The sequence below is a fragment of the Pelagerythrobacter marinus genome (assembly GCF_034375205.1).
GTDB classification, from domain to species: domain Bacteria; phylum Pseudomonadota; class Alphaproteobacteria; order Sphingomonadales; family Sphingomonadaceae; genus Pelagerythrobacter; species Pelagerythrobacter marinus.
Genome location: NZ_CP139719.1, coordinates 2,333,363 through 2,359,328 on the forward strand (window position 1 = coordinate 2,333,363; position 25,966 = coordinate 2,359,328).

Consider the following 25,966-nt stretch of genomic DNA (forward strand, 5'->3'; position numbering starts at 1 on the left):
TCGCCCCCTATCGGCAAGTGCAGGCCAAAGCGCAAGCGAGGCTGAATATGTATGCGATGCACTGGCGCCCGGGGGGATGCCTGCCTAGGTAGTCAGGCGACGAGCGAAAGGCATCGACGCATGAGCTTTACCGCAGATCGGCTGGTCCTGTTCGGCGCCACGGGCGACCTCGCGCAGCGCATGTTGCTGCCGTCGCTCTGCGCGCTCGACCACGACGGCCTCCTCGCGCCCGACCTGAAGATCGTGGGCACCGCGCGGTCGGACCTCGACGAAGGCGGGTTCCGCAACTTCGCGCGCGAGGCGCTGGAAACCTACCTGCCGGCCAACCGGCGCGGCGGCATGGCCGATTTCCTCAACCGCCTCACCTACCAGCCGCTCGATGCGACGACGCTGGAAGGATACAACGACCTTGCCGCCCGCGTGGGCGAGCCGGCGCGCGGGCTGGCGATCTTCCTGTCCACCGCGCCCAGCCTGTTCGAACCGACGATCCGCGGGCTGCAGCACGCCGGGCTGGACGGGCCCAACGTGCGCATGTGCCTCGAAAAGCCGCTCGGCACCGACCTTGCGACCAGTTGCGAGATCAACGACGCGGTCGCCGCCGCCTTTCCCGAAGAGCGGATTTTCCGGATCGATCACTACCTGGGCAAGGAAACGGTGCAGAACCTGCTTGCCCTGCGCTTCGCCAACATCCTGTTCGAACCGCTGTGGAACGCCGCGCATATCGAACACGTTCAGATCACCGTGGCGGAAACGGTCGGCCTCGAAGGGCGCGTCGCCTTCTACGACGACGCCGGTGCGCTGCGCGACATGGTGCAGAACCACATGCTGCAACTGCTGGCGCTGGTCGCGATGGAACCGCCGGGCAGCTTCGACGCGACCGCCGTCCGCGACGAGAAGGTCAAGGTCCTGCGCAGCCTGCGCCGCGTGGTCGAGGGCGAGACCGTGACCGGCCAGTACCGCGCCGGGGCGATCCAGGGCGAGGCCGTGCCCGGCTACGACGAGGAACTGGGCCGGGTTTCCGACACCGAGACCTTCGTGGCGATCAAGGCCCACGTCGACAACTGGCGCTGGAAGGGCGTGCCCTTCTACTTGCGCACGGGCAAGCGGATGCCCGAACGCGTGACCGAGATCGTCGTCCAGTTCCGCCCGATTCCCCATTCGATCTTCGAAGGCAAGGGCGCGAAAGTTCAGGCGAACAAGCTGGTCATCGGCATCCAGCCGGAAGAGAACATCACGCTCTCGCTGATGGCGAAAGTGCCCGGGCTCGACCGCGAGGGGATCCGGCTGCGCAGCGTGCCGCTGAACATCGCCATGCCGCACGCCTTTTCCGGCGCGGTCCGCCGGATCGCCTACGAACGCCTGCTGCTCGACCTGCTCGAAGGCGACCAGACCCTGTTCGTCCGCCGCGACGAGGTGGAGGCGCAGTGGGAATGGATCGACGCGATCCGCGCCGGCTGGGCCGCCCAGGGCCTGCAGCCGCGCACCTACATGTCGGGCAGCTGGGGCCCCAGCGCCGCCATCGCCCTCGCCGAACGCGACGGGGTGACCTGGCATGAATAGCCTCCGCCCCGCCGCCCTGCCCCCGCAACCCAGCGAAAGGAGGTTCGCATGACCCTCCACGACACGATCCACCGCGTGACCCGGCGCGTGATCGCCAACTCGCGCCCGACGCGCGCGGCCTATCTCGACCTGATGCAGCGCGAGGCCGACAACCGGCCCGATCGCAGCACGGTCTCGTGCTCCAACCTCGCGCACGCCTATGCCGGCTCGCTCGAGGACCAGGAGGCGCTGAAGGCGAACCGCGGGCCGAATCTCGGCATCGTCAGCGCCTACAACGACATGCTTTCGGCCCACCAGCCCTATGGCCGCTATCCCGAACGGCTGAAGATCTACGCCCGCGAGGTCGGCGCCACCGCGCAAGTCGCCGGGGGCACGCCGGCCATGTGCGACGGGGTGACCCAGGGCGAAACGGGCATGGAACTGAGCCTGTTCAGCCGCGACGTGATCGCGCTGTCCACCGGCGTCGCGCTGAGCCACGCGATGTTCGACGGCGTGCTCACGCTCGGCATCTGCGACAAGATCGTGCCCGGCCTGCTGATCGGCGCGCTGCGCTTCGGCCACCTGCCGTGCATCTTCGTCCCTTCCGGCCCGATGCCCAGCGGCATCCCGAACAAGGAAAAGCAGCGCGTCCGCCAGCTCTATGCGGAAGGCAAGGTCGGGCGCGCGGAGCTGCTCGAGAGCGAGCTCGGTTCCTACCATTCGCCGGGCACCTGCACATTCTACGGCACGGCCAATTCCAACCAGATGATGATGGAGCTCATGGGCCTGCACGTTCCCGGCGCCGCCTTCGTGCAGCCGGGGACGAAGCTGCGCCAGGCGCTCGACCGGGAGGCGGTGCACCGCGTCGCGGCCATCGGGCAGGACGGCGACGACTATCGCCCCCTCGCCCGCTGCGTCGACGAGAAGTCGATCGTCAACGCCGCCGTCGGCCTGCTGGCGACCGGGGGTTCGACCAACCACGCGATCCACCTGCCGGCGATGGCGCGCGCCGCGGGGATCGTGTTCGACTGGAACGACCTGGCCGAGCTGTCCTCGGCCGTGCCGCTGCTCGCCCATGTCTATCCCAACGGCGCGGGCGACGTGAACCAGTTCCACGCGGCGGGCGGCATGGGCTATGTCGTCGGCGAGCTGCTGGAAGCCGGGCTGGCCCACCGCGACGTGCTGACCGTCGGCCGGGGCGACCTGTCGGACTACGCGCTGGAGCCGGGCCTCGACGAAGACCGGCTGACCTGGCGCGAGCCGGGGCCGAGCGGCGATGCCGAGATGCTGCGCCCGGTGTCCGATCCGTTCCAGCCCGATGGCGGGATGCGGCTGGTCGAAGGCAACCTGGGCCGCGCCTGCTTCAAGTCCTCGGCGGTCGAGCGCGACCGCTGGACGATCGAGGCCCCCTGCCGCGTGTTCGAGACCCAGCACCAGGTGGCCGAGGCCTTCAAGGCCGGCGAGCTCGACCGCGACGTGATCGTGGTCGTCCGCTTCCAGGGGCCGCGCGCGAACGGGATGCCCGAACTGCACAAGCTGACGCCGCCCCTCGGCGTGCTGCAGGATCGCGGCTATCGCGTCGCGCTGATCACCGACGGGCGCATGTCCGGCGCCAGCGGCAAGGTGCCGGCGGCGATCCACTGCACGCCCGAGGCGCTCGGCGGCGGCCCGCTCGCGCGATTGCGCGATGGCGACACGATCCGCCTCTGCGCGGCCAGCGGCGAGCTGTCGACCACGGCCGACCTCGACAGCCGCGACCCGGCGCCCGAACCGCGGCCCGAGGGCGGCACCGGGCGCGAGCTTTTCGCCATGTTCCGCAACTTCGCCGACAGCGCCGAGAAGGGCGGATCGGCCATGCTCGCCACAGCAGGACTTTGAACCGATGACCGATATTGCCACCCTGATGAATACCGCCCCCGTGATCCCGGTGATCGTGATCGACGAGGTGGCCGACGCGGTGCCGCTGGCCCAGGCGCTGGTCGCAGGGGGGCTGCCGGTGCTGGAGGTGACGATGCGCACCCCGGCGGCGCTGGAAGCGATCGCGGAGATGAAGCAGGTGCCCGGCGCGATCGTCGGCGCGGGCACGGTCACCAACGAACACGAGCTGGACCAGGCCATGGAAGCCGGCAGCAGCTTCATCGTCTCGCCCGGGCTGACCGAGCCGCTCGGCCGGGCGGCGATCGACCGCAACGTGCCGTTCCTGCCCGGCGTCGCCAGCGCGGGCGACGTGATGCGCGGCCTCGACCTGGGGCTGACCCATTTCAAGTTCTTCCCGGCGATGGCCGCCGGCGGGCTTCCCGCGCTGAAGGCGCTGGCCGCGCCCTTCGGCCTGTGCCGTTTCTGCCCCACCGGCGGGATCGGGCCGGACAACGCCGCCGAATGGCTCGCCTTCGAGCCGGTCCTGTGCGTCGGCGGCAGCTGGGTCGCCCCGCGCGGCACGCCCGACAAGCCCGCGATCGAGGATCTCGCCCGGCAGGCTGCCGCGCTGGCGCGCTGACGCCCCCCCCCCCGCGCGCGGCGTTAACTTTTGCCCGGACCGCGTCCCCCCGCGGGACGCCTCGCGCTTCGCACTGGAACGCCGGGCGCGCCGGGCGCATAGTGCCGGGCATGAACCCGATGCTGAAATGGATTGGCGGCGCGACCGCCGCATGTGTTCTCCTGTTCGGCGGCGCCACGCTGGCGAGCGGAATGTGGCCCCGCGGCGAAGCGACCGGGGCGGCCGCTGCACCGGGCGCGACCGCGATACCGGTGGACGCGGCGGCGCTGGCGGCCGGCGATGGCGATGGCGACGCCGAAGGCAAGGGCACGACCCGCGCCGAAGACGCTGCCGCGGGCAAGGACGATGGCCCCGCCCTGGCCCGCACCGCCGACAGGCAGAGCGCGGCGCCGGAGCCGAAGCCCGCCTCTGCCGGGGCGGGCGACGACTTCGTGGTCAAGCGCATCCTGCCGATCGACGGGCCGATCAAGTACGGCGAGTGGCACTGGGACGACGAGGGCGTTCCCCCCGGTCCGCTGGTCATCACGGTGGACCTGGAAGCGCGGGTGATCTCGATCTTCCGCGGCGGGTATGAAATCGGCGCGGCCGCGGCCATGCTGGGCACCGAGGCTCACCCCACCCCGGTCGGCACGTTCCCGATCATTTCCAAGGAACGGCACAACGTCTCGGAGAAATACGGCAATGCGCCGATGCCCTGGACCTTGCGCCTGACGCTGGACGGAATTGCCATTCACGGCGGATCGGAAGTCGAGAACGGCTATGCCAGCCACGGGTGCATCGCGATCCCCGACCCGCTTGCCAGCCGCCTGTTCGCGATCGCGAAGAAGGGCGACAAGGTCATCATCACCCGCGGCGAAACGATGCAGCTGGGCGATTCGATCATCTGATCAGCCGGTGCGGCGCGGGGCCTCGCGCGCGAAGAGCCACGCCTCGCCCTCGGCCCGCGCCATCACGCCGGCCAGGTTCGCCGCGCCCCCGCCTTCCAGCCTTTCGACCAGGGCGGCGACCTGTCCGCCCCGCGGCCGCGCGGACAGCGCCTGCAGGATGCGTTGCACCACGCGGTACCTGACGAGGCGCGGCCCCTCCGGTCGATAGCGGAAACCGCCCGCCTCGCGCGAAACGCCGCGCGCGAACGCGTCGTCGGCAATGGCGGCGATCGTCACTTCCGCCTCTGCCAGGAGGCGCGCGCTCGTGGCGATGGCCACCGGGTCGAGCCAGTCCGCCGCGGCCATCGCCTGCCTGATCCGCGCCCGGTCATAGGCCGGATCGCGGTTCGAAGGATCGTCCACGGGGGTGATCCCGGCGGCTTCCACCACCGCGGACAATTCCGCCCGGCGCCAGGCCAGCAGGGGCCGCACGACCGGCCGCCCGCACGGCAGCGGCGCGCATTCGCGGATCCCGGCCAGCCCCGACAGGCCGCTGCCGCGGTTGAGCCGCATCAGCAGCGTTTCGGCCTGGTCGTCGGCATGATGGGCGGTCGCCAGCGCGTCGAGCGAGCGGCGCTCCATCCACGCGCCCAGCGCGGCATAGCGCGCGGCGCGGGCGCGGTCCTGCACGTTGCCATCGTCCAGCGCGACCGGCAGGGTCGCGTGCTCGATGCCCAGGCGGTGACAGAGGCCGGCGACCATCGCCGCTTCGGCCGCGCTTTCATCGCGCAGCCCGTGATCGACCGTCCCAGCCTCGACCCGTCCGGGCAGGGCCGCGTGGGCGAGCAGGAGCAGGGCCAGGCTGTCGGGGCCGCCCGAAACCGCGATGCCGAGCCTTCCGCCCTCCGCCGGCCAGACCCGCGCGAGATCGGCGCGAAAGCGCTCTAGGCTGTCGGGATCGGGCGGGCCGTCAATTGCAGGTCACCTTGCGGCGATTGGCCTCGTACTGGTCGGAAAGGCGGCCGGCCGCGATCGCCGGATAAGTCTCGGCGAATTCGGCCAGCGCGATGCAGGCGCGGCTGGTGTCGTTCGACGCGATCATCGCCTCGGCCAGGTAGAGCAGGCTGTCGGGGGCGCGCGCGGCCTGCTTGTCCGCCTGGTAGTTCCGCAGGAACCAGGGCGCGGCCTCGGCCGGCTTGCCCGCATCGAGGTAGGCCCGGCCGAGCAGGTTGCGGCCATAGGTCGTGCGCCAGTGATCGGGATATTTCTCGACGAACAGCGTCAGTTGCTGCTGCGCCTCGGGGTAGAAGCCGGCGTTCCACAGGCGGTAGCCGTAGGAATACTCGTCGTCGCCCGGATCGTCGGTCTGCGGCTTGGCGATTTCCTGCACCGCCGCCAGCCGCGCCGCCGTGGGGCCGGTCGCCGGCTGCTGCGCGCCGGCGGACGAAGCGCCGCCGGTCATCGCGGAAAGGTTTTCCTGCGCCGCGCCGCCATTGCCGCTGCCATTGCCGGTAGCGTCGGCGGCGGGCGCGCCGGTGGCAGGCGCCGCGCCGCGCGTCACCTCCAGCGCGGCGAGACGGCTTTCGAGCTGCCCCAGGGCATTGGTGTTGTTCTCGGTCTGCGCGGTGAGCGACTGGATCTGGCCCTCCAGCGCGTCGAGACGGGCGAGAATGTCGGTCACCGCGGTCGTGGACGGTGCCGCCGCGGTGCTGCCCTGCTGCGCCGGGCCGGTGATCTCCGGCTGGAAGAAACGCCCTTCGGGCCCGGGGAAGACGGTGCGCTGCAAGGCGCGCACTTCGGCTTCCAGCTTGCGCAGGCGCGCCTCGGCACTGCCGTCCTGGGCCAGGGCCGGTGCCGGAACGGCCCCGACCGATACGATTGCCAGTACGCCAAGAAGTGCACGGCCCGTGCGGCTGCTCATGTCAAGTTCGCTCCTGTCCCTCGATCCGCGCCGCCCGGCGCTGCGCCCCCTTGAAGGCACCACGTTTGCCGAACTGCGCCTGAATGGCGGCGATTTTTGCCTCAAACGATCGCCCCTGTCGAGGCGTTCGGGCGGTAAAGCGGGGGAAATCTAACCCGGTTTACGCCCCGCCCGCGCCGGCTTCGGCCTGCCCCGCGGACGGCGCCTCATCCGCCGCGCCGGCATCGGCCCGGGCCAGCAGGGCCTCCGCGCTGACCGGCACGTCGCGCACGATCTCGTCCTCTTCCGAAAGCTTGGGCACGCTGCGGCCGCCGACGGTTATCGCCAGGGCATAGGGGCGCCCGGTCCAGACCAGCGGACCATCGGCATCGGCGGGAACGGTATAGGTCTCGCCGCGCGCCATCTGCTTCTGCATCAGCTGTTCGCCGCTGGCGTCGTAGAACTTGACCCAGGTATTGTCTTCCAGCGCGGTGAAGACGACCGGGCCGCCGGCCGGCGGCGGCGCGGCATCCGCGCGCGCATCGGCCGCGCCCTCGCCGGCCGCGGCCACCTCGGCTTCCGGCGCGGTGATCGGCCCGGGCCCCGCGCCGGGGAAGAAGTAGTCCTTGAAATAGGCGAAGCCGCCCGCGACCAGCAGGACCACCGCCAGCGCGCTGAGCCAGGCGAGCCCGCGCGAGGGGACGCGGGCCGGGTCGCCCGGTTCGAAGCTGGCGCCGTGCGGCTGCCCGCGTTCCTGCACCGCGCCCGTTTCCTCGCGCACCTGGCGCGCGATCTCGCCCTCGTCGAGGCCCACGGCCTTGGCGTAAGTGCGCGAGAAGCCGATCGCGTAAGTGCGCGCCGGAAGGGCGGCGAAATCGCCCGCCTCGATCACTTCGAGGTGCCGTTGCGGAATGCGCGTCTCGGCCGCGACCTGCTCGACCGTCAGGCCCGCTTCCTCGCGCGCCCGGCGCAAACGCTGGCCCGCGCCCTCCAGTGGCAGCTCGCCAGGAGTTTCACTTGTTTCGTCTGACATGCCGTCCCTAGCGTACCCGAAATAATACGGCCCGATTGATAGTAACCGGACAATAGCGGGCGCGCCACCCTGTCAAGCCGATCGCCGGGCCCCTGCCGGGCTTTGCGACGGAAGGGCGCAGGGGCGCGACGGTTCAGTCGGTTTCGATGCCGCGTTCCTGCGCCCAGGCGGTGAGCGCGCCGCGCATGTCCTGCGGCGGGGCGGCGAGCCAGCCCTGCATCGCCTTTTCCAGTTCGGCCAGGTCCACCTGGCGCACCAGCGCCTTGATCGGCCCGACCGCGACCGGGGTGATCGAAAGCCGCCGGAATCCCAGCCCGAGGAGGGCCAGGGCCTCCAGCCGCCGGCCGCCCATCTCGCCGCAGACGCCAAGGTCCACCCCGCTGCCCGCGGTGGCCTGGGCGATCCGGCGCAGGAAACGCAGGATCGCCGGGCTCAACCAGTCGTAGCGCTCTGCCAGCTTGGGGTTGGCGCGATCGGCGGCGAAGAGGAACTGCGTCAGGTCGTTGGTCCCGACCGAGAGGAAGGACAGGCGCGGCACCATCTGGTCGAGCACTTCGGCCAGCGCCGGCACTTCCAGCATTGCACCGTAACGGATCGCTTCGGGCAGGAGCTTCTTCTTGCGCCGCAAGTGCGCCAGCTGGCTGTCGAACACGGCCTTGGCGGCGTCGAATTCCCACGGTTCGCTGACCATCGGGAACATGACGTGCAGCGAACGCCCGGCCGCCGCCTCCAGCAGCGCGCGGGCCTGGACTTTCAGCAGCCCTTCGCGTTCGAGCGCCAGGCGCAGGGCGCGCCAGCCCATGGCGGGATTCTCGTCGTTCTCGAACTCGCTTTCGCGCAAGTACGGCAGGGCCTTGTCGCCCCCGATATCGACGGTGCGGAAGATCACCGGCCGGTCGCCCGCGGCGTCGAGGACATCGCGGTAGAGGCGGAATTGCCGCTCGCGCTGGGGCAGGGTCGCGGAAACGAGGAACTGGAACTCGGTCCGGAACAGGCCGATCCCGTCGGCCCCGACCAGCGGCAGGGCGGAGATGTCGTCGCGCAGGCCGGCGTTTATCATCACCTCGATCCGCGTCCCGCAGCGGGTGAAGGGCTCCACGTCGCGCAGTTCGGCATAGTGCGCCTGCCGCTCGCGCGACTTGGCGAAGCGGGCGGCGAAGGCATCGACGACCTGCTGCGCCGGGCGGGCGACGGCATTGCCGTTATCGGCATCGAGCAGGACGAGATCCCCTTCCTGCACCATGCCGCGCAGCCCCCGCACGCGGCCGAGCACCGGCACGCCCATGGCCCGCGCGACGATCACCACGTGCGCGGTCAGCGAGCCTTCTTCGAGGATCACGCCCTTCAGGCGGCGGCGGTCGTATTCGAGCAGTTCGGCCGGGCCGAGGTTCTTGGCGATCAGGATCGCGTCCCCCCGCAGGCCCTGGCTGGCGGCGGTGCCGATCTGCCCCGAGACGATCCGCAGCAGCCGGTTGGCGAGATCCTCCAGGTCGTGCATCCGGTCCTGCAGCAGAGGATCGTCGATCTCGCGCATGCGCATCCGGGTGCGTTGCTGGACCCGCTCGATCGCGGCTTCCGCCGTCAGGCCGGAATCGATCGCCTCGTTGATGCGCCGGCTCCATCCTTCGTCGTAGGCGAACATCTTGTAGGTCTTGAGAACCTCTTCGTGTTCGCCGCCGACGCCGAACTCGGCCCGGTCGGCCAGGTTGTCGATCTGGTCGCGCATCCGGTCGAACGCGCGATAGACGCGCTGGCGCTCGGCCTCGATGTCGTCGGCCATGACCTGGTCGATCGTGATCCGGGGCTGGTGATAGACGGCGACCCCGCTGCCCAGCCCCTTGACCAGCGGCAGGCCCGCCACGGTCGCCGGCCCGGTGTCGGCCGGGGCGAGGCCGCGCGCTTCCTCCTCGTCGATCAGCTCGTTGTTCGAAATCAGCTCCGACAGGACCATGGCGGTGGTCTGCAGCGCCTCGATCTCGACATCCTCGTACCGGCGCGGGTCGAGGTGCTGCACGCACAGCACGCCCACCGCCCGCTCGCGATAGACGATCGGCACCCCGGCGAAGGAATGGAACTTCTCCTCCCCCGTCTCGGGCCGGTACTGGAAATCGGGATGGGCCTTCGCCTCGGCCAGGTTCAGCGTCTCGACATTGTCGGCGATCGTGCCGACCAGCCCCTCGCCGATCGCCATGCGGGTGACGTGGACCGCCTCTGCGTTGAGGCCGTGCGTGGCGAAAAGCTCCAGCATCCCCTCGCGCAGGAGGTAGATCGAGCAGACCTCGCTATCGAGGCACTCGGCGATGATGTCGACGACCTGGTCGAGCTTGCCCTGCGCGTGAAGGCGCGAGGCCATCACTTCGTGCAGGCGGGTCAGGATCTGGCGGGCTGCGACTGCGGCGCTCATGCAAAGCCGCCTATACCAAAAGCGCGCGCTGTGGAACGGCGCTTACGCTACGAAATTGCACCGCCGTGGCCGCGAACCGGGCCGATCCGCACCCGCACGGCCCGATGGCGAGAGGCGCCGTTGCCATGCGCCGGCGCGGGGAAAGCGCGATCGCCCGGCGCGGGGCGGGGCGGGGCGTCCCGGCCGATGGGCCGGCCGGGCCGCGCATGTGCTGGAACAGGCGCTTCAGATCGTGGAAAGCTCTTCCTTGATCCTGAGCTTCTGCCGCTTGATGGCCTGGATCGTCGCCGCGTCGGGCACGGGCCGGTTCAACTCGTCGCGAAGACGCTCCTCGAGGCCGGCGTGCTTGCTCTGCAGGGCATTGGCGTGGGACGATACCATTGTGTGCTCTCCTTTGGTTGAACACCGTTAGGACAGCGACTCGCCTTCGCGGTCGAGCCGCGTGCAGCTATAGAACCACAAGCGCGCCCGCTTGCGAAGTCCCCCGATTGCGCATTTCGACGGGACCGGGCAGAGGCGCGGTGAAACGAAACGGCGTGGAATCGGCCCCGGATGAACGAGCAGGAATTGCGCAAGCGACTGGCGACGCTGCGGGTCGAGCACCGCGATCTCGACGCGGCGATCGAGGCGCTGCGCGCTGCCGGCTCGACCGACCAGCTCCAGCTCGCCCGGCTCAAGAAGCACAAGCTGCGCCTGCGCGACCGGATCGCCGCGATCGAGGACGAGCTGCTTCCCGACATCATCGCCTGAGCAGACCGGAAACGCATCGTCCCGCAACGGAACACGCGCATTCGGCGTGGGAAAACAGGCCCCGCGCATCTGGCGGGCGCGCGCGCGCTGGGGTAGCGCTGTGGCCGCGATGGGAACGCACGCGGATATCAGCCAGGCGATTATCGAGGCGCTCTATCACGAGGCGCTGGCCCTGGCCGACGAAGTGCGCGCCGCGTTCGACCTGTCGCAGGCCAGCCTGCCGGCGGACGAGGACGATTTCGCGCGCATCGCCCTGTCGGTGGAGGGGCTGCGCACGACCACCCGCGTCATGCATGCACTGGCCTGGCTGCTCAACCGCCGGGCCCATTTCCACGGCGAGATGAGCGAGTTCCAGCTGCGCCGCCACGGCGCCCTGCCGCCCGATCGCCCGTCCGACCCGGACAATCTCGCCCTGCTGCCGGGGGACATCGGCGAGCTGGTCCGCGCCAGCGAGCTGCTGCACGCGCGCATTACCCGGCTCGACCGGGCCTGGCGCGACAGTTTCGAAATGCGCCCGGCGGCCGTCCTGCGCCTGCGCGAACGGCTCGGCCGGGCGGTGGGCGAGATCTAGGCCGCGGGCACCGCGGCGGCCAGCGCCCGGCGCCAGCGGGCCAGCCGTTCCTCGCGCACGTCGCCCGCCATCGCGGGCTCAAACCGGCGAACGGCGCCGCGCATCGCGCCGACGGCGTCGTCCAGGCTGGCGTGGAACCCGGCGCCCACGGCGGCGAGGATGGCCGCGCCGAAAGCCGTCGTTTCCACGAAATCGGGCCGCTCGACCGCGATGCCCAGCATGTTGGCCAGATCCTGCGCCATCCAGTCGTTGGCGCTCATCCCCCCGTCGATCCGCAGGGCCTGCCAGCTTTCCCCGTCCGCGGCGAAGGCGGCGGCGAGATCGTGGGTCTGGTGGGCCATCGCCTCCAGCGCGGCGCGGGCGATCTGGGCCCGGCCGCTGGCGAAGCTGAGCCCCGCGATCACGCCCCGGGCATCGGCCTGCCAGTGCGGCGCGCCCAGCCCGGAAAGGGCGGGCACGATCGTGACGCCGCCGCTGTCGGGGATGGAGCGGGCCAGGGCCTCGGTCTCCGCCGCGGAGCCGATCAGGCCCAGCGAATCGCGTATCCACTGGACCAGGCTGCCGGCGACGAAAACCGATCCTTCCAGCGCATATCGCCGCCGCCCCTCGCGCTGGGTCAGGACCGTGCCGAGCAGGCGGTGGCCGGAGGCGGGCACGCGGTCGCCCTGGTTCGTCAGGATGAACGCGCCGGTGCCATAGGTCGCCTTCGTCTCCCCCGGCGCCAGGCACCCCTGCCCGACGGTCGCGGCCTGCTGGTCGCCGGCCAGCCCGCAGACCGGGATCGCCGCGCCGAGCACGTCGGCCGAGGCGACCGCCAGGGTGCCGTGCGTATCGACCACGTCGGCCAGGGCGCGCGGCGGAATGCCGAAGAGCGCACAGAGACCGGGATCGAACCCGGCCCCGTCAAGCGGCAGGAGCAGGGTGCGGCTGGCATTGCTGGCATCGCTGACGAAGGCCCCGCCGGAAAGCTTGTGGACCAGCCAGCTTTCGACCGTGCCCAGCGCCAGCGCACGACGTTCCGCCGCCGCGCGCACGGCGGCCTCGTTGTCGAGCAGCCAGCGCATCTTGGTGGCCGAGAAATAGGGATCGAGCAGGAGCCCGGTGCGGCGCTGGACGGCGCGCTCGTGCCCTTCGTCCTTCAGCTGCGCGCAAAGCGGGGCCGTGCGGCGATCCTGCCACACGATCGCGCGTGCCAGCGGCTCCCCGCTGTTGCGGTCCCAGGCGACGACCGTCTCGCGCTGGTTGGTGATCCCGATCGCCGCGATCGCCCCGGCGCCGCCGGCACTGGCCATGACCTCCCGCGCGCAGGCCAGCGTGCGCTGCCAGATCTCGTCCGCGTCGTGTTCGACCCACCCCGGCCGGGGATAGTGCTGCGTCAGCGGCCGCTGGGCCATCTGGTGCAGCGCCCCGTCGGCGCCGAAGACCATGGCGCGCGTCGAGGTCGTGCCCGCGTCGAGGACGAGGATCCTTTCTCCCATGACCTGCACCCTAGCGCCAATCGCCCGCCGCGCCAGAGCCTGTCGCCCGGAACTCGACAGGCGCGCGGCGCGCCCCCATATGGGAGCGCATGGCAGGACCGCCCCCCAAGCCCTGGCCGACCGGCCTGGCCGAGCAGCCCGAACCGCTGGTGCGCCGGGTGCTCGCCCCCAATCCCTCCCCCTATACCTATACCGGCACGCAGACCTACATCGTGGGCGACGCAGGCCGGGTCGCGGTGATCGACCCGGGCCCCGCGGACGAGGCGCATATCGCCGCCATTCGCGGCGCGCTGGGGACGGCGGAAGTCGTCGCCATCATGTGCACCCATACCCACCGCGACCATTCGCCGGGCGCGCGCCCGCTTGCCGCGGCGACCGGCGCGCCGGTGGTCGGCTGCGCCCCGCTCGCCTTCGACCGGGAGGTGCTGGACGCATGGGGGCCGCGCGCCGACGCCGCGTTCGACGATGCCTATGCCCCCGACCGGGTGATGGAAGACGGCGAGGCGATGACCGGGCCGGGCTGGACCCTGCGCGCGGTCCATACCCCGGGCCACACGTCGAACCACTTGTGCTTCGCGCTGGAGGAAACGGGCGCCCTGTTCACCGGCGACCACGTGATGGGCTGGTCCACCAGCGTCGTCGTCCCGCCCGATGGCGACATGGGCGAATACATGGCCAGCCTGGAGCGGCTGCACGAACGCGACGACCGCGTCTATTATCCCGCGCACGGCCCCGCGATCGAGAAGCCGCGCCAGCTCGTGCGCGGAATGATCGGCCATCGCCGCCAGCGCGAGAACCAGATCCTGCGCCTGCTGGGCGAAGGGCCGCTGGCCGCGGCCGATTTCGTGCCGCGGATGTACAAGGGCCTCGATCCGCGCCTGCACGGCGCGGCGGAGATGAGCGTGACGGCCCACCTGCTCGACCTGGAACGCCGCGGGCGCGTGGCCCGTTCGGGTGATCGATGGAAAACCGGATGAAGACCGACGAACGCGAACGCGAGCGCGGGAGCGCCACCCCCACCCCCGCCCCCGAGCTGCGCGAGGAACGCCCGCTCGCGCTGGTCCAGGCGGTGCCGTGGATGATCGTCATCGCGCTGCTCGCGCTCGCGGCCTGGCTCGGCTGGCGCGCGTTCTTCTACCAGGAAGAGGGCGACCCGGTCGGCAGCGCGATGCTGGCGTTCGAAAAGCAGAACTCGCTCATCGTCTTCTCTTCCCGTTTCGAAGTCGTCGCGGAGAGCGAGGATACGCGCGGCGTCCTGGGCGTGCCGGTGCTGCGATCGCGCCAGGCGATGATCATCCCGGCGACGGTCGAATACCGGGTGGACCTGTCGCAAGTCGATCGCGAGCGGATGGAATGGGATGCAGAGGCCCAGCGGCTGACCGTGCACCTGCCCCCGCTGCGCACGAGCCGGCCCAACCTCGACGAAGCGCGCGCCCGCGTGTTCCAGGGCGGCGTCTTCATCACCCGCGACGCCTCGCGCGATCTCAGCCGCAACAATTCCGAACAGGCCGAGCGCAAGGCGGGCGAATTCGCCAGGAACCCCGAAGTGCTCGCACTGGCGCGGACCGCCGCGCGCGAGGCCGTGCGCCAGAACCTGGCCATCCCGCTGCAGGTCGCCGGCTACGAACGGGCCAGCGTCCGCGTCACGTTCGACGGCGAGGACGCGCCCCCCGCGCCCTAGCCCGCGGCACCCCGGCATAACGGGCACGGCGCGCGCGCGTCGCTGCGCTCAGGCACACCCTCCCGGCGCGCCCTCAGGCCAGCCGCCGCGCATGGCGGAAATGGGCATAGCGGTTCAGCAGGTCGTGGATCAGCTGCGCCGCGGTATAGCCGGTCACGTCGTGGGTATGTTCACCCTCGGAGCTGTGGGCCATCGCGCGGTAATGCCGCCGTTCCTCCTCGTGCGCCTTGCGCGTTTCGGCCCAGACGAAACTGGGGGCGAGGAAGGCGCGGCTGCGTATCGTGTAGCGGAAGGCGCCCCGCTCCCCGTGCGGCACCGTCAGTTCCAGCCGGTCGCCTTCCTGGACCAGTTCGGGCGCGAGCCCGCGCCGGCGCAGCTCGGTCGCGACCTCGTCGATCGCGGGGCGCGCGGTGTCGGCCAGGAAGTGCTCGATCTCGTCGCGGTGGAAGAAATGCGTGATCGAGGCGAGCCGCTGCTTCCAGCTCAGTTCCGGGTCGGCCGGCGCGCTGATCGGCTGCGTCAGGTCGGCGGCCGATCCCAGTTCCTCCATCTGCAGCGCGCGCAGCAGGCCGAAGCAGATGAACACCATGATCACCGCGAAGGGCAGGGCGCTGGCAATGGCCGCGGTCTGCAGCGCCTCCAGCCCGCCCGCGACCAGCAGGACCGCGGCGATCCCGCCGGCGCTCGCGGCCCAGAAGATACGCTGCCACACCGGCGGGTTGTCCGCCCCGCCCGAGGTGATCATGTCGATCACCAGCGCGCCCGAGTCGGCCGATGTCACGAAGAAGGTGATGACCAGGAGCGTCGCGATCAGCGAGGTGATCGCCGAGAACGGCAGTTGGTTGAGCATTTCGAACAGCGCGATCGGCAGGTTGTCGGCCACCGTGTCGGCGATCGGCGCCACCCCGGTCATGTCGAGGTTGATCGCGGTATTGCCGAAGACCGTCATCCACAGGCAGGTGAACAGGACCGGCACCAGCAGGACGCCGGCGACGAACTGGCGTATCGTCCGCCCGCGCGAAATGCGCGCGATGAACATGCCGACGAACGGCGACCAGGCGATCCACCAGCCCCAGTAGAACAGCGTCCAGTCGCCCAGCCACGGGTTCGGCTCGTAGGCGTACATGCGGAACGTGCGCTGGACGAAGGATGAGAGGTAGGCCCCGATGTTCTGCATCAGCGCCTCCAGCAGGAACACGGTCGAACCGGCAAACAGGACGAACAGCAGCAGCAGGACGGCCAGCACGATGTTCATCTCGGAAAGGCGCTTGACCCCCCGGTCGAGGCCGAGGAAGACCGACATCGCGGCAAGGCCCGTGATCACCGCGATCAGGATCAGCTGGGTCGGCGTGCCGATCGGCAGCCCGAAGAGGTAGGCGAACCCGGCATTGACCTGGAGCACCCCGACCCCCAGCGACGTGGCGACGCCGAACATCGTGCCCAGCACGGCAAACACGTCGACCGCGTGGCCGATCGGGCCGTGGATGCGCCGCCCGATCAGCGGGAACAGCGCCGAGCGCACGGTCAGCGGCAGGCCACGGCGGAACGAGAAATAGGCCAGCGCCAGCCCGACCACGACGTAGATGCCCCAGGCGTGGAAGCCCCAGTGGAAGAACGTCAGCGCCATGGCCTGGCGCGCCGAGTCGATCGTCTGCCCCTCGCCCACCGGCGGGGCGGCATAGTGCTGGATCGGTTCCGCCACCCCGAAGAACACGAGGCCGATGCCCATTCCCGCGCTGAACAGCATCGCGAACCAGGACAGATAGCTGTATTCGGGCTCGCAATCGTCGGGGCCCAGCTTGATGTCGCCGTAGCGGCTGACCATGAGGAACACCGCGAAGACGAGGAAGCCGGCCACCGCCGCGACGTAGAACCAGCCGAAATCGACCACGATCAGCGCCTGGACCTGGCTGAACAGGGCGCCGGCCCGTTCCGAGAACAGCGCCCCGAACAGGGCGAAGGCCAGGATCAGCGCGGCCGAGGTGAAGAAGACCGGGGGATTGACCTTGATCCGCGCGCTCTGCTCTATCGCCGCCGCTTCCTTGAGGACTGGGTCGTTCACGCCTTTCTCCATCTCGTTCACCTGCACGGGGAAGGTTCTGCACGGCCGCGGGCGGATAGCGGGGCCACGCGATGTCGAAGAATAACTCCGCGACAATCGCCCGAACGCTTCCTATATCGCCCGGCATAGGAGACCGGCATGTCGTTTGAAAACAATATCCCCTCCGGCACCGACCTGCTTGCAGAGATCGATCGCCTGCGCAAGGAGCGCAACGCGATCATCCTGGCGCACTATTACCAGAAGCCGGAGATCCAGGACCTGGCCGATTTCGTCGGCGATTCGCTGGAACTGAGCCGCAAGGCGGCCGAGACCGACGCCGACGTGATCGCGTTCTGCGGGGTCAAGTTCATGGCCGATACGGCCAAGATCCTCAGCCCCGAGAAGATCGTCGTCCTGCCCGATCTCGACGCGGGCTGCTCGCTGGAGGATTCCTGCCCGCCGGACAAGTTCGCCGCCTTCCGCGAGGCGCATCCAGATCACATCGCGCTGACGTACATCAACTGCTCGACCGAGGTTAAGGCGCTGTCGGACGTGATCGTCACCAGTTCCTCTGCCGAGACGATCATCAGCCAGATTCCCGAGGACCAGCCGATCATCTTCGGCCCCGACCGGCACCTGGGCGGCTATCTCAGCCGCAAGTTCAACCGCGACATGCTCCTCTGGCCCGGCGTGTGCATCGTGCACGAGGCCTTCAGCGAGACCGAGCTGCTGAAGCTGAAGGAACAGCATCCCGGCGCCCCGATCGCCGCGCACCCGGAATGCCCGCCGACGATCATCGACCATGCCGACTACGTCGGTTCGACCAGCGGCATCCTGCAGTTCGCGCGCACGTTCGAAGGCGACACGCTGATCGTGGCGACCGAACCGCACATCATCCACCAGATGGAAAAGGCCCTGCCCGAAAAGAACTTCATCGGCGCGCCGGGGGCGGACGGCAACTGTTCGTGCAACATCTGCCCCTACATGGCGCTGAACACGCTGGAGAAGCTCTACGCCTGCCTGCGCGATCTCGAACCGCGGATCGAGATCGAGGAAGGCCTGCGGCTGAAGGCCAAGCAGAGCCTCGACCGGATGCTGGAAATGGCCAGCGGCACGATCGGCAAGGGCGACCTGGGCAAAGTCTGAGCGGCTGCCGGCCGGCGCGCGCCATGCAACCGATCCCCCTTCCGGGCGTTGACCGGCCATGAGGGTGGATATTCGCTGGCTGCTGGCGCGGCTCAACGCCAATTACTGGTTCTATCCGGCGCTGTTCGCGCTGGGGGCCGTCCTGCTCGCCTTCGGGCTCATCCAGGCGGACCGGATGGGGGCGGCCGAATGGCTCAACCGGGTGGAGGCGATCGTCCCGGCGCGGCCCGACGGGGCGGCCAACATGCTGACGGTGATCGCCGGCTCGATGATCGGCGTGGCATCGACCGTCTTCTCGATCACGATCGCCGCGGTCGCCTATGCCAGCGGCACCTATGGCCCGCGCCTCCTGACCAATTTCATGGAGGACAAGGGCAACCAGCTCTCGCTGGCGACCTTCATCGGCACCTTCGTCTACGCGATCACGGTCCTGCGCTCGGTCCGGCTGGACGAGGAACCGCCTGCGGGCACCGACGACGCGATCGCCACCGCCCTGCCCGGCTTCGTGCCCCAGCTCTCGCTGCTGGTCGCCTATTTCCTGATGGCGCTGTCGATCGCGGTGCTGGTCTATTTCCTCAACCACGTTCCTTCCTCGATCCGCATCAATTCGGTGCTGGAGGGGATCGGCCGGCGGCTGCTGCGCGATATCGACGAGAACTATCCGCAGGATCACCGCGGCGGCGAAAGCCCCCCGGCCCCGCAGGGCAGCCCGCTGGCCGCGCAGGCCACCGGCTATGTCCAGCTGATCGAGTTCGACGACCTCGAAGAGGTCGCGCGCGAGGCCGATTGCCGCCTCGCGCTGGACGTGCGCACCGGCGATTTCGTCCACCCGGGAATGCCGCTGGTCCGCATCTGCGAAGGCGAGATGGACGAACGGCAGGAAAAGCGGCTGCGCGGGGCCTTCACGCTCGGCTCCACCCGCACGCCGACGCAGGACCCGCGCTTCCTGCTCGACGAACTGGTGGAGATCGGCCTGCGGGCGCTGTCGCCGGGGATCAACGATCCCTTCACCGCGATCACCGCGATCCACTGGCTCGGCGCGGCCATCGCCGATCTCGGTCTGCGCGACCTCGAGCGGCGGCGGGAGGACCATCCCGACGGAAACCGGGTCACCCCCCTACCCGAGACGTTCGGCCAGTTCATCGAGCGCAGCTTCGACGCGATCCGCGGCGGCGTGGCTGCCAGCCCGGTCGCGGCGCTGGTCATGTTCGACGCGCTGCGCGACGCCGCCATCCCGCTGCCCGACCGCCGGCGCAAGGACATGCTGCGCGAACAGGGCCGGATGCTGTACGAACAGGCGTGCAACCGGCTCGACGGGCCCGACCTGCACAGGGTGGAGGAACGCTATACCGCCTTCCGCTGCGATTTCGCCGGCTGACCGGCGTTATCTGGTGCGGATCGCGCCGGTCACTCGCGGTTCGGCCATCTTGGCGAGCAGGAGCGCGCAGGCGACGAGGACCATCCCGGCCATGTCGGGCAGGCCCAGCACCTCGTCGAAGGCGAGCCAGCCGACCAGCGCGGCCACGGCCGGCTGGGTCAGCAGGGCCACCCCGATCACCAGCGGCGGGAAATGGCGCAGCGAAAAGACCAGCAGCCCCTGCCCGATCAGCTGGCTCGATATCGCCAGCGCGACCACCGGCCCCCACCCGGCCTCCCCCGGCCAGACCGGCTCGCCCATGAGCAGCGCGAAAGCCAGCAGGACGGGCGCCGAAACGAGGGCGACGAGCAGGAGCACGCTCCACTGCCCCAGCGTCGCCCGCGCGCGCTGCGCGGGGAGGAGGTAGAAGGCATAGAAAACGCCGGCCAGCAGGCACAGCAGGTCGCCGACCAGCGTGGCCGTCGATATCTCGAGGCTGCGCCCCATCAGGATCGCCGCCCCGCCCAGCGCGGCCGACAGCGCCAGCCATTCGCGGCCCCGGGGCGCGCGGCGAAGCGCGAGCAACCCCCAGATCATCAGGATCACGCTGCCCGCGTTGCCGAACAGGGTCGCATTGGCAAGCCGCGTACGCTCGATCCCGATGTGCCAGCTGGCAAGATCGAAGGCGAAGAACAGGCCGGCGGCGACAACCAGCAGCGCGCTCTTGCGGTCGAGCGGCCCGCGCCTGCGCCCGTGCCACGCCAGTACGGCGAGCAGCGGCAGCGGCAGGAGCATGCGCCAGAAGCCGGCCGCGACCGGGCCGGTGTCGGCCAGCCGCACGAGCCACGGCCCCAGCGCCAGCACGAAGTTCCCCGCCATCAGCGCGGCGAAGTGCCAGGCCCTGGCCTGAAAGTTTTTCTCTGCCACCGATTCGGTTGTCACCGCCATGGGCCGCCCCTAGCTCCAATCGCTCCAGGCCACAGCAAAAAGGCTACCCCAGATGCACGAAAACCTGTTCGAACCGCTGACGATGGGCGCCATCGAGACGCGCAACCGGATTCACATGGCCCCGCTCACCCGCGCGCGGGCCGACATTCCCAGCCTCGTGCCGAACGAGATGATGGTGACTTACTACCGCCAGCGCGCGAGCGCCGGACTGATCATCAGCGAGGCGACCGGCATCAGCGTCGAAGGGGCCGGCTGGCCCGCCGCGCCCGGGATCTGGAGCCGGGAACAAGTCGAAGGCTGGAAGGCCGTGACCCGCGCGGTGCACGAGGAAGGCGGGCAGATCGTCCTCCAGCTCTGGCACATGGGGCGGCTGGTCCACCCCGACTTCCTCGGCGGCGAGGCCCCGGTCTCGGCCAGCGCGACCACGGCCCCGGGCCACGCCCATACCTACGAAGGGCGCAAGGACTACGAGCCCGCCCGCGCGCTGTCGGTCGAGGAGATCGCCCGCGTGGTGGAGGATTATCGCAAGGCCGCGCAGAACGCGAAGGAAGCCGGGTTCGACGGGGTCCAGCTCCACGGCGCCAATGGCTACCTGGTGGACCAGTTCCTGCGCGACGGAACCAACCACCGCGACGACGAATACGGCGGCCCGCCCGAGAACCGCGTCCGTTTCCTGCGCGAAGTGCTGACCGCGCTGGTCGACGTCTGGGGCCCGGAACGCGTCGGCCTGCGCCTCAGCCCCAACGGCGAAACGCAGGGCTGCGACGACAGCGACCCGGCGGCGACGTTCGGCGCCGCGGCCGAAGTCGCCCAGGCGCTGGGCATTGCCTTCCTCGAACTGCGCCAGCCGGGGCCCGAGGGCACTTTCGGCAGCACCGAGGTGCCGCAGCAGGACGCGCTGATCCGCCGGATCTACAAGGGGCCACTGATCCTCAATTCGGACTATACGCCCGAAGAGGCGGCGCGCGATGTCGCCAGCGGGCGGTGCGATGCGGTCAGCTTCGGCCGGCCGTTCATTTCCAACCCCGACCTTCCCGCCCGCATCGCGCGCGGCGCCGAACTGGCGCCCAACGTCAACGTGCCGCACAGCTGGTACGGGCGCGGTCCCGAAGGCTATATCGACTATCCCGCCCTCGAAGAGGCAAGCGTCGACGCCTGAGGTCAGTCCGGCCCGTCGCCGGCCTCGCCGGTGGCGGGCGGCGCAGCGGGCGCGGTTTCGTCGCCGCCCGCCTCGTCCGCTTCCGCGTCGCCGGCCGGGGCCTCCCGCGCGGCGGGCCCGGCCGGGGCGGCGGCGGTTGCCGCCTGCCCTGCGCCGGCGCTTTCCCCGCGCTCTTCCAGTGGCGGCGACTGCGAACGGACCGTGTCGAGCGGCAGCATCTCGTCGCTGATCGTGCCGCCCAGCACTTCCCCGCGCGCGGCATCGCTCTCGGCCTCGCCCGCCGGTTCCCCGCCGCAGGCGGCCAGCGCGATTGCCAGCGCGCCGGCCAACCCCGCGCCCCGAACCTGGCCTTTCACCCGCACCGCAAGTACGCCCCGCCGCGCCGTGATCTTCATGTTCGCATCCTTCCGCTTCATCGCTTCGCTTTGCAGGCGCGCGACAGGCCATCGAGAAAGCCCTCCGCGCGCCGTTCCAGCGCCTCGTCCCATTCGGCCGGCGCCACCGCGACGCCGAGCCGTTCGAGGCTCGTCACCCCATAGTCGGAAATCCCGCAGGGAACGATCCCTGCAAAATGCGACAGGTCGGGCGCGAGGTTGACCGCGAAGCCGTGCATCGTCACCCAGCGGCGCACCCGCACGCCGATCGCGCCGATCTTCGCCTCGGTCCCGTCGATATCGCGCGTCCAGATGCCGATGCGCCCTTCCGCGCGCCAGGCCTCGACCCCGAAATCGGCCAGGGTGTCGATCACCCACCCCTCGATCGCATGGACGAAACAGCGCACGTCCCTGCCCCGCCGGTTGAGGTCGAGCAGGACGTAGCCGACCCGCTGGCCCGGGCCGTGATAGGTGTAGCGCCCGCCGCGCCCCGTTTCGACCACTTCGAACCGGGGGTCGAGCATCTCGGCCGGGGCGGCGCTCGTCCCCGCCGTATAGACCGGCGGATGTTCGAGCGACCAGACGAGTTCGCGCGCCTCGCCCGCGGCAATGGCCCGATTGCGCGCCTCCATCTCGGCGAGCGCGGCGCGATAGGGGACCTGCCCCCCTTCGCGGCGCCATTCGATATCGTGGTCCAGATTTCCCGACATTGCCGATTGCGTGGCGCGCCTTGCCGGGCTTATCAAGGGGGCAGCGTAAAACGAGAGGGGCAGATCAATGAAATTCGACATGGGGCGCGCCTGGAGCGAAGCCGTTTCGCTGCTGAGCGCGAACAAGGAACTCCTCGCGGTCATCGCCGGGATCTTCATCTTCCTGCCCAACCTTGCCCTGGCCCTGTTCGTGCCGGAAGCGATGGAGGGCCCGGCCGCGCTCGACCCGGAAGACCCGATGGCGGCGGTCCAGGGTTTCTATGCCGCCAATGGCCTCTGGTTCTTCCTCGTCGCGATCGTCCAGTCGATCGGCACGCTGTCGCTGCTGGCGCTGCTGCACGATCGGCGGCCCACGGTGGGCGAGGCGATCCGCACAGGCCTGATCGTCCTGCTGCCCTATTTCGCGGCGCAGGTGCTGCTGGTCATCGGTCTCGCGATCGCCCTGGGCGTTCCGATCGGCGTTGCGGGCTTCCTGGGCGGCACGACCGCAGCCGTGGTGCTGAGCCTTCTCGCGGTCGTCGTGGCGATCTACGTCATGGTCAAGGTGTCGCTCGTTTCGCCGGTCATGGTCCTTGGCAATACGCTCAATCCCGTGCGGGCCCTGCGCGATTCGTGGCAGCTGACCAAGGGCAACAGCCTGCGGCTTTTCGCCTTCTACCTGCTGCTGCTGATCGCGATCGTCATCGCGGCGATGGTGATCACCATGGTGATCGGCCTGTTCGTCGCCATGCTGGGCGAGACCACGGCCGGCCTGCTGGTCGGGGGCGTGCTGAACGGCATTCTCACGACGATCTGGAGCGTCGTGTTCGTCTGCGTTCTGGCGGCCGTTTACCGGCAGCTGTCCGGCCCCTCGACCGAGGCGGTCAGCGAGACTTTCGAGTAGGGATCTGCCCCGAAAGGGCGGGGCGCCCGGCGCCCGATCGCGAACGCGGAGCGGCCCGGTCCCCCGGCGGGATCAGGCCGCTTCGTCCTTCCAGCCCCAGAAGAGCTGGCAGGGCAGGACGTTCCACAGCTCGAACCCCTGCTCTATGCGCGCGAAGTGCGGCGTCATGTATTCGCGCGCCCTGGCGCTGAACTGGTAGACCAGGAAAGCGCCGCCGGGCCGCAGGACATCGTGCGTCGCCTTCGCGATCGCCGGGCCGACCCCTTCGGGCAGGGTGGAAAAGGGCAGGCCCGAAAGGACGTAGTCCGCCTCTTCATACCCGATCGCGCGGACGATTTCCTCCACGTCGGCGGCCGAGCCGTGGACCGCGACGAAGCGGCTGTCGGTGATCGTGCGCTTCAGGTAATCGATGTAAAGCGGGTTGGTATCGATCACCAGCAGCTTGCCGTCGCGCGGGAGGCGCTCCAGCACCGGGCGGCAGAACGTGCCGACGCCGGGGCCGTATTCGACGAACAGCTTGCATTCTTCCCATTTCACCGGGGCCAGCATCTTGCGGATGGTGAAGCGCGAAGAGGGGATGATCGACCCGACCATCCTGGGATGTTCGACAAAGCCCCGAAAGAACACGCCCCATTGCCCGAGCAGGCGGCCGACGTGGTCGCGGAGCCGGGTGCGGCGGGTAACCGCCAGATCGTTACTGTTCGACAAGAAAAGTGCCTCGCTCGATTGCGTTGGTGCCAAGCTGCCGCAATCGCGCGCCGTTTGCAAATCGACCGCGATATTGCAAGCGTCGCGCGCCCGGCCTAGCGCAAGTCGCGATGGCCGACCGCGAACCCGACCCCGCCCCGCAGATATTCCAGCCGGCCCCGCCGCTCGGCATTTCGCGCGGGCGGATGGTGCTGCTGTTCCTGGTCATGCTGGTGACGGCCGCCGGCAATACCGCGATGCAATCGGTCATGCCCTCGATCGGGACGGCGCTGGGCGTGGCCGACGTGTGGATCTCCATCGCCTATACCTGGTCGGCGCTCCTGTGGGTGATCTGCGCGCCGATCTGGGCCCGCCGGTCCGACCGGCGCGGGCGCAAGGCGATGATGGCCATCGGGCTTGCCGGTTTCATCGCCTCGTTCGCGCTGTGCGGTCTCGTGCTGATGTTCGGGCTGGCCGGGCTGATCCCCGCGGCGGCCACGCTGATCTTCTTCGCCGCCGCGCGCAGCCTCTACGGCGGGTTCGGCTCGGCCGCGCCGCCCGCGGTCCAGGCCTATGTCGCCAGCCGGACCCCGCGCAGCGAGCGGACCAAGGCGATGGCCCTCATCGCCTCCAGCTTCGGCCTCGGCACCGTTATCGGGCCGGCGCTGGCCCCGCTGCTGATCTTCCCCGCGACCGGCCTGGTCGGCCCGTTCTTCGCCTTCGCCGCGGTCGGGGTCGCGGTGCTCGTCGCCCTGCGCCTGCGCCTGCCCAACGATGCGCCCAGCTTCGCCGCGCGCGGCGACGTCGTGGCCGCGCCGTTCAGCGCCAATTCCAATCCCAGCGTCGAGCGGGACGAGAGCGACGAGGGCGAAGCCGTCGGCGCGGCCGGCGAAAAGGCGATCGACCCGGAAACGATCCCCGACCTCACCTGGCGCGACCGGCGGCTTCGCCCCTGGGTCATCGCCGGGCTTCTGGGCGGGCACGCCCAGGCCGCGACGCTGGGGATCATCGGCTTCTTCATCCTCGACCGGCTGGGCCTGCGCAGCGACCCGGCGGCCGGCACCGGCCCGATCGGGCTGATCCTGATGTGCGGCGCGATCGCCACCCTGCTCGCGCAATGGGGCCTGATCCCGATGCTCAGGCTGGGGCCGCGCGCGTCCACGCTGTGGGGCATGGCGCTGGCGATCGTCGGCGTGCTCGGCTTCTCGCTGGCGCAGGATCTTCACGCGATCGCCCTGGGCTTCGCGGTCGCCTCGCTCGGCTTCGGGCTCTACCGCCCCGGGTTCACCGCCGGGGCCTCGCTCGCCGTGACGCGCAAGGAACAGGGGCAGATCGGCGGCATCGTCGCCTCGATCAACGGCGCGGCCTATGTCATCGCGCCGGCGGTGGGCGTCTGGCTCTACGGCCACCACCAGTGGATCGGCTTCGCCGCGATCTGCCTGCTCTGCGCGGCCGTCTTCGTCCTTGGCTGGCGCTCGCTCGATGCCGATGCCGTGCTGGAAGGGCGCGCGCCCGACGATGGCTAGAGGATTTCCTCGACTTTCTCCTTCGGGCGGCAAAGCCTGACGCCTTTGGCGGTCTCGACCAGGGGCCGCTCGATCAGCTTCGGCTCGGCGGCCATGGCATCGAGCACCTCATCGTCGCTCGCCTCGGTCAGGCCGCGCTCGGCCGCGTCGGTGCCGCGCAGGCGCAGGCCCTCGCGCGGGGAGATACCGGCATCGCGATAGAGCTGCGCCAGCTTCTCGCGCGAAGGCGGCTCCTTCAGGTATTCGACCACGCTCACCTCGACGCCGTCGCGCGCCTCGAGGATGGCCAGCGTGTTGCGCGAAGTGCCGCACTTGGGGTTGTGCCAGATCGTCGCCTTCATCGTTCTCGTCTCCGCTTCGGTCGGTTCGCCCTGCCTCTAACGTGCTGAGGGGTGGCCGAAAAGCCACAGCGCCGC

General features: G+C 70.0%; 25 protein-coding genes. 13 read left to right on the plus strand and 12 right to left on the minus strand.

Going from position 1 to position 25,966, the window contains the following annotated elements; genetic code table 11:
- Positions 1–120: 120 nt before the first annotated feature.
- The 4 genes from zwf to T8T98_RS11435 all read left to right on the plus strand — a co-directional run bounded on the left by zwf (position 121) and on the right by T8T98_RS11435 (position 4,923).
- Complete coding sequence (gene zwf / locus T8T98_RS11420; protein WP_160733918.1) at positions 121–1,560, plus strand: glucose-6-phosphate dehydrogenase; 1,440 nt, start codon at positions 121–123, stop codon at positions 1,558–1,560.
- Positions 1,561–1,608: 48 nt separating this feature from the next.
- Entirely contained in the window at positions 1,609–3,417 is a 1,809-nt protein-coding gene (edd, locus tag T8T98_RS11425; protein WP_251105104.1) for a phosphogluconate dehydratase, read from the plus strand.
- Positions 3,418–3,421: 4 nt separating this feature from the next.
- A complete protein-coding gene (eda, locus tag T8T98_RS11430) occupies positions 3,422–4,036 on the plus strand; it encodes a bifunctional 4-hydroxy-2-oxoglutarate aldolase/2-dehydro-3-deoxy-phosphogluconate aldolase (protein WP_251105103.1) in 615 nt (204 codons plus the stop codon).
- 110 nt (positions 4,037–4,146) lie between these two features.
- Complete coding sequence (locus T8T98_RS11435) at positions 4,147–4,923, plus strand: L,D-transpeptidase family protein (RefSeq protein WP_251105102.1); 777 nt, start codon at positions 4,147–4,149, stop codon at positions 4,921–4,923.
- Here T8T98_RS11435 and tilS read toward each other — a convergent pair whose 3' ends face one another.
- The 5 genes from tilS to T8T98_RS11460 all read right to left on the minus strand — a co-directional run bounded on the left by tilS (position 4,924) and on the right by T8T98_RS11460 (position 10,620).
- Positions 4,924–5,790, minus strand: coding sequence for a tRNA lysidine(34) synthetase TilS (tilS, locus tag T8T98_RS11440; RefSeq protein WP_251105951.1), 867 nt, complete (start codon positions 5,788–5,790; stop codon positions 4,924–4,926). It abuts the gene before it with no gap.
- 82 nt (positions 5,791–5,872) lie between these two features.
- Positions 5,873–6,823, minus strand: a complete 951-nt coding sequence (locus tag T8T98_RS11445; protein ID WP_160733922.1) for a tetratricopeptide repeat protein — start codon at positions 6,821–6,823, stop codon at positions 5,873–5,875.
- Positions 6,824–6,983: 160 nt separating this feature from the next.
- Positions 6,984–7,835 (minus strand): helix-turn-helix domain-containing protein, encoded by an 852-nt coding sequence (locus tag T8T98_RS11450; protein WP_251105101.1) that lies wholly within the window; start codon positions 7,833–7,835, stop codon positions 6,984–6,986.
- Between the two features lie 133 nt (positions 7,836–7,968).
- Entirely contained in the window at positions 7,969–10,239 is a 2,271-nt protein-coding gene (ptsP, locus tag T8T98_RS11455) for a phosphoenolpyruvate--protein phosphotransferase (protein ID WP_251105100.1), read from the minus strand.
- A 225-nt stretch (positions 10,240–10,464) separates the two neighbouring features.
- The gene (locus T8T98_RS11460; RefSeq protein WP_160733925.1) at positions 10,465–10,620 is read right to left on the minus strand and encodes a YdcH family protein; all 156 of its coding nucleotides are present in this window, start codon (positions 10,618–10,620) and stop codon (positions 10,465–10,467) included.
- A 171-nt stretch (positions 10,621–10,791) separates the two neighbouring features.
- On the opposite strand from T8T98_RS11460, the gene T8T98_RS11465 reads away from it, so the two are divergent.
- Together T8T98_RS11465 and T8T98_RS11470 are read left to right on the plus strand one after the other, a co-directional pair.
- Positions 10,792–10,989 carry a YdcH family protein gene (locus T8T98_RS11465; RefSeq protein ID WP_160733926.1) on the plus strand — a complete coding sequence of 66 codons (198 nt, stop codon included), beginning with the start codon at positions 10,792–10,794 and terminating at the stop codon, positions 10,987–10,989.
- A gap of 109 nt (positions 10,990–11,098) precedes the next feature.
- Entirely contained in the window at positions 11,099–11,560 is a 462-nt protein-coding gene (locus T8T98_RS11470; RefSeq protein ID WP_251105099.1) for a DUF1465 family protein, read from the plus strand.
- Here the strand turns inward: T8T98_RS11470 and glpK are convergent.
- Positions 11,557–13,038 (minus strand): glycerol kinase GlpK, encoded by a 1,482-nt coding sequence (gene glpK, locus T8T98_RS11475; protein WP_251105098.1) that lies wholly within the window; start codon positions 13,036–13,038, stop codon positions 11,557–11,559. The genes T8T98_RS11470 and glpK overlap by 4 nt on opposite strands.
- An 89-nt stretch (positions 13,039–13,127) precedes the next feature.
- On the opposite strand from glpK, the gene T8T98_RS11480 reads away from it, so the two are divergent.
- Entirely contained in the window at positions 13,128–14,015 is an 888-nt protein-coding gene (locus T8T98_RS11480; RefSeq protein ID WP_160733929.1) for an MBL fold metallo-hydrolase, read from the plus strand.
- Positions 14,012–14,719, plus strand: coding sequence for a DUF4230 domain-containing protein (locus T8T98_RS11485; RefSeq protein ID WP_251105097.1), 708 nt, complete (start codon positions 14,012–14,014; stop codon positions 14,717–14,719). Before T8T98_RS11480 ends, T8T98_RS11485 begins: the two co-directional genes overlap by 4 nt.
- Positions 14,720–14,792: 73 nt before the next feature.
- Here the strand turns inward: T8T98_RS11485 and T8T98_RS11490 are convergent, their stop codons facing one another.
- A complete protein-coding gene (locus T8T98_RS11490) occupies positions 14,793–16,781 on the minus strand; it encodes a BCCT family transporter (protein WP_322295674.1) in 1,989 nt (662 codons plus the stop codon).
- A gap of 138 nt (positions 16,782–16,919) precedes the next feature.
- On the opposite strand from T8T98_RS11490, the gene nadA reads away from it, so the two are divergent.
- Positions 16,920–17,906 carry a quinolinate synthase NadA gene (nadA, locus tag T8T98_RS11495; protein WP_160733931.1) on the plus strand — a complete coding sequence of 329 codons (987 nt, stop codon included), beginning with the start codon at positions 16,920–16,922 and terminating at the stop codon, positions 17,904–17,906.
- A 58-nt stretch (positions 17,907–17,964) separates the two neighbouring features.
- A complete protein-coding gene (locus tag T8T98_RS11500; RefSeq protein WP_251105095.1) occupies positions 17,965–19,284 on the plus strand; it encodes a DUF2254 domain-containing protein in 1,320 nt (439 codons plus the stop codon).
- Between the two features lie 6 nt (positions 19,285–19,290).
- Here the strand turns inward: T8T98_RS11500 and T8T98_RS11505 are convergent, their stop codons facing one another.
- The gene (locus T8T98_RS11505; protein WP_251105094.1) at positions 19,291–20,211 is read right to left on the minus strand and encodes a DMT family transporter; all 921 of its coding nucleotides are present in this window, start codon (positions 20,209–20,211) and stop codon (positions 19,291–19,293) included.
- Positions 20,212–20,263: 52 nt separating this feature from the next.
- Between T8T98_RS11505 and T8T98_RS11510 the strand changes: the two genes are divergently transcribed.
- Positions 20,264–21,370 (plus strand): alkene reductase, encoded by a 1,107-nt coding sequence (locus T8T98_RS11510; protein ID WP_251105093.1) that lies wholly within the window; start codon positions 20,264–20,266, stop codon positions 21,368–21,370.
- Positions 21,371–21,372: 2 nt separating this feature from the next.
- Here T8T98_RS11510 and T8T98_RS11515 read toward each other — a convergent pair whose 3' ends face one another.
- Together T8T98_RS11515 and lipB are read right to left on the minus strand one after the other, a co-directional pair.
- Positions 21,373–21,765 carry a hypothetical protein gene (locus T8T98_RS11515; RefSeq protein WP_251105092.1) on the minus strand — a complete coding sequence of 131 codons (393 nt, stop codon included), beginning with the start codon at positions 21,763–21,765 and terminating at the stop codon, positions 21,373–21,375.
- 17 nt (positions 21,766–21,782) lie between these two features.
- Entirely contained in the window at positions 21,783–22,454 is a 672-nt protein-coding gene (gene lipB, locus T8T98_RS11520) for a lipoyl(octanoyl) transferase LipB (protein ID WP_251105091.1), read from the minus strand.
- Positions 22,455–22,521: 67 nt separating this feature from the next.
- On the opposite strand from lipB, the gene T8T98_RS11525 reads away from it, so the two are divergent.
- Positions 22,522–23,337, plus strand: a complete 816-nt coding sequence (locus T8T98_RS11525) for a glycerophosphoryl diester phosphodiesterase membrane domain-containing protein (protein ID WP_251105090.1) — start codon at positions 22,522–22,524, stop codon at positions 23,335–23,337.
- A 72-nt stretch (positions 23,338–23,409) separates the two neighbouring features.
- On the opposite strand, the gene T8T98_RS11530 is transcribed toward T8T98_RS11525, so the two are convergent.
- On the minus strand, positions 23,410–24,045 hold the full coding sequence (locus T8T98_RS11530) for a class I SAM-dependent methyltransferase (protein ID WP_251105089.1): 636 nt from the start codon (positions 24,043–24,045) through the stop codon (positions 23,410–23,412).
- Positions 24,046–24,155: 110 nt separating this feature from the next.
- Here T8T98_RS11530 and T8T98_RS11535 point away from each other — a divergent pair, with 110 nt between their 5' ends.
- Entirely contained in the window at positions 24,156–25,550 is a 1,395-nt protein-coding gene (locus T8T98_RS11535; protein ID WP_251105088.1) for an MFS transporter, read from the plus strand.
- On the opposite strand, the gene arsC is transcribed toward T8T98_RS11535, so the two are convergent.
- Positions 25,547–25,891 carry an arsenate reductase (glutaredoxin) gene (gene arsC / locus T8T98_RS11540; RefSeq protein ID WP_251105087.1) on the minus strand — a complete coding sequence of 115 codons (345 nt, stop codon included), beginning with the start codon at positions 25,889–25,891 and terminating at the stop codon, positions 25,547–25,549. The two genes, T8T98_RS11535 and arsC, sit on opposite strands and share 4 nt — an antisense overlap.
- Between the last annotated feature and the right edge of the window lie 75 nt (positions 25,892–25,966).

Excerpts from the sequence above, each read along its gene's own strand:
- T8T98_RS11485 (WP_251105097.1), top strand. The coding sequence starts at position 14,012 with ATGAAGACCGACGAACGCGAACGCGAGCGCGGGAGCGCCACCCCCACC.
- eda (WP_251105103.1), top strand. The coding sequence starts at position 3,422 with ATGACCGATATTGCCACCCTGATGAATACCGCCCCCGTGATCCCGGTG.
- T8T98_RS11460 (WP_160733925.1), bottom strand. The coding sequence starts at position 10,620 with ATGGTATCGTCCCACGCCAATGCCCTGCAGAGCAAGCACGCCGGCCTC.
- arsC (WP_251105087.1), bottom strand. The coding sequence starts at position 25,891 with ATGAAGGCGACGATCTGGCACAACCCCAAGTGCGGCACTTCGCGCAAC.
- T8T98_RS11470 (WP_251105099.1), top strand. The coding sequence starts at position 11,099 with ATGGGAACGCACGCGGATATCAGCCAGGCGATTATCGAGGCGCTCTAT.
- T8T98_RS11445 (WP_160733922.1), bottom strand. The coding sequence starts at position 6,823 with ATGAGCAGCCGCACGGGCCGTGCACTTCTTGGCGTACTGGCAATCGTA.
- T8T98_RS11525 (WP_251105090.1), top strand. The coding sequence starts at position 22,522 with ATGAAATTCGACATGGGGCGCGCCTGGAGCGAAGCCGTTTCGCTGCTG.
- ptsP (WP_251105100.1), bottom strand. The coding sequence starts at position 10,239 with ATGAGCGCCGCAGTCGCAGCCCGCCAGATCCTGACCCGCCTGCACGAA.
- nadA (WP_160733931.1), top strand. The coding sequence starts at position 16,920 with ATGTCGTTTGAAAACAATATCCCCTCCGGCACCGACCTGCTTGCAGAG.
- T8T98_RS11450 (WP_251105101.1), bottom strand. The coding sequence starts at position 7,835 with ATGTCAGACGAAACAAGTGAAACTCCTGGCGAGCTGCCACTGGAGGGC.
- T8T98_RS11465 (WP_160733926.1), top strand. The coding sequence starts at position 10,792 with ATGAACGAGCAGGAATTGCGCAAGCGACTGGCGACGCTGCGGGTCGAG.
- T8T98_RS11435 (WP_251105102.1), top strand. The coding sequence starts at position 4,147 with ATGAACCCGATGCTGAAATGGATTGGCGGCGCGACCGCCGCATGTGTT.
- T8T98_RS11510 (WP_251105093.1), top strand. The coding sequence starts at position 20,264 with ATGCACGAAAACCTGTTCGAACCGCTGACGATGGGCGCCATCGAGACG.
- edd (WP_251105104.1), top strand. The coding sequence starts at position 1,609 with ATGACCCTCCACGACACGATCCACCGCGTGACCCGGCGCGTGATCGCC.
- T8T98_RS11480 (WP_160733929.1), top strand. The coding sequence starts at position 13,128 with ATGGCAGGACCGCCCCCCAAGCCCTGGCCGACCGGCCTGGCCGAGCAG.
- glpK (WP_251105098.1), bottom strand. The coding sequence starts at position 13,038 with ATGGGAGAAAGGATCCTCGTCCTCGACGCGGGCACGACCTCGACGCGC.
- lipB (WP_251105091.1), bottom strand. The coding sequence starts at position 22,454 with ATGTCGGGAAATCTGGACCACGATATCGAATGGCGCCGCGAAGGGGGG.
- T8T98_RS11515 (WP_251105092.1), bottom strand. The coding sequence starts at position 21,765 with ATGAAGATCACGGCGCGGCGGGGCGTACTTGCGGTGCGGGTGAAAGGC.
- T8T98_RS11505 (WP_251105094.1), bottom strand. The coding sequence starts at position 20,211 with ATGGCGGTGACAACCGAATCGGTGGCAGAGAAAAACTTTCAGGCCAGG.
- T8T98_RS11500 (WP_251105095.1), top strand. The coding sequence starts at position 17,965 with ATGAGGGTGGATATTCGCTGGCTGCTGGCGCGGCTCAACGCCAATTAC.
- zwf (WP_160733918.1), top strand. The coding sequence starts at position 121 with ATGAGCTTTACCGCAGATCGGCTGGTCCTGTTCGGCGCCACGGGCGAC.
- T8T98_RS11535 (WP_251105088.1), top strand. The coding sequence starts at position 24,156 with ATGGCCGACCGCGAACCCGACCCCGCCCCGCAGATATTCCAGCCGGCC.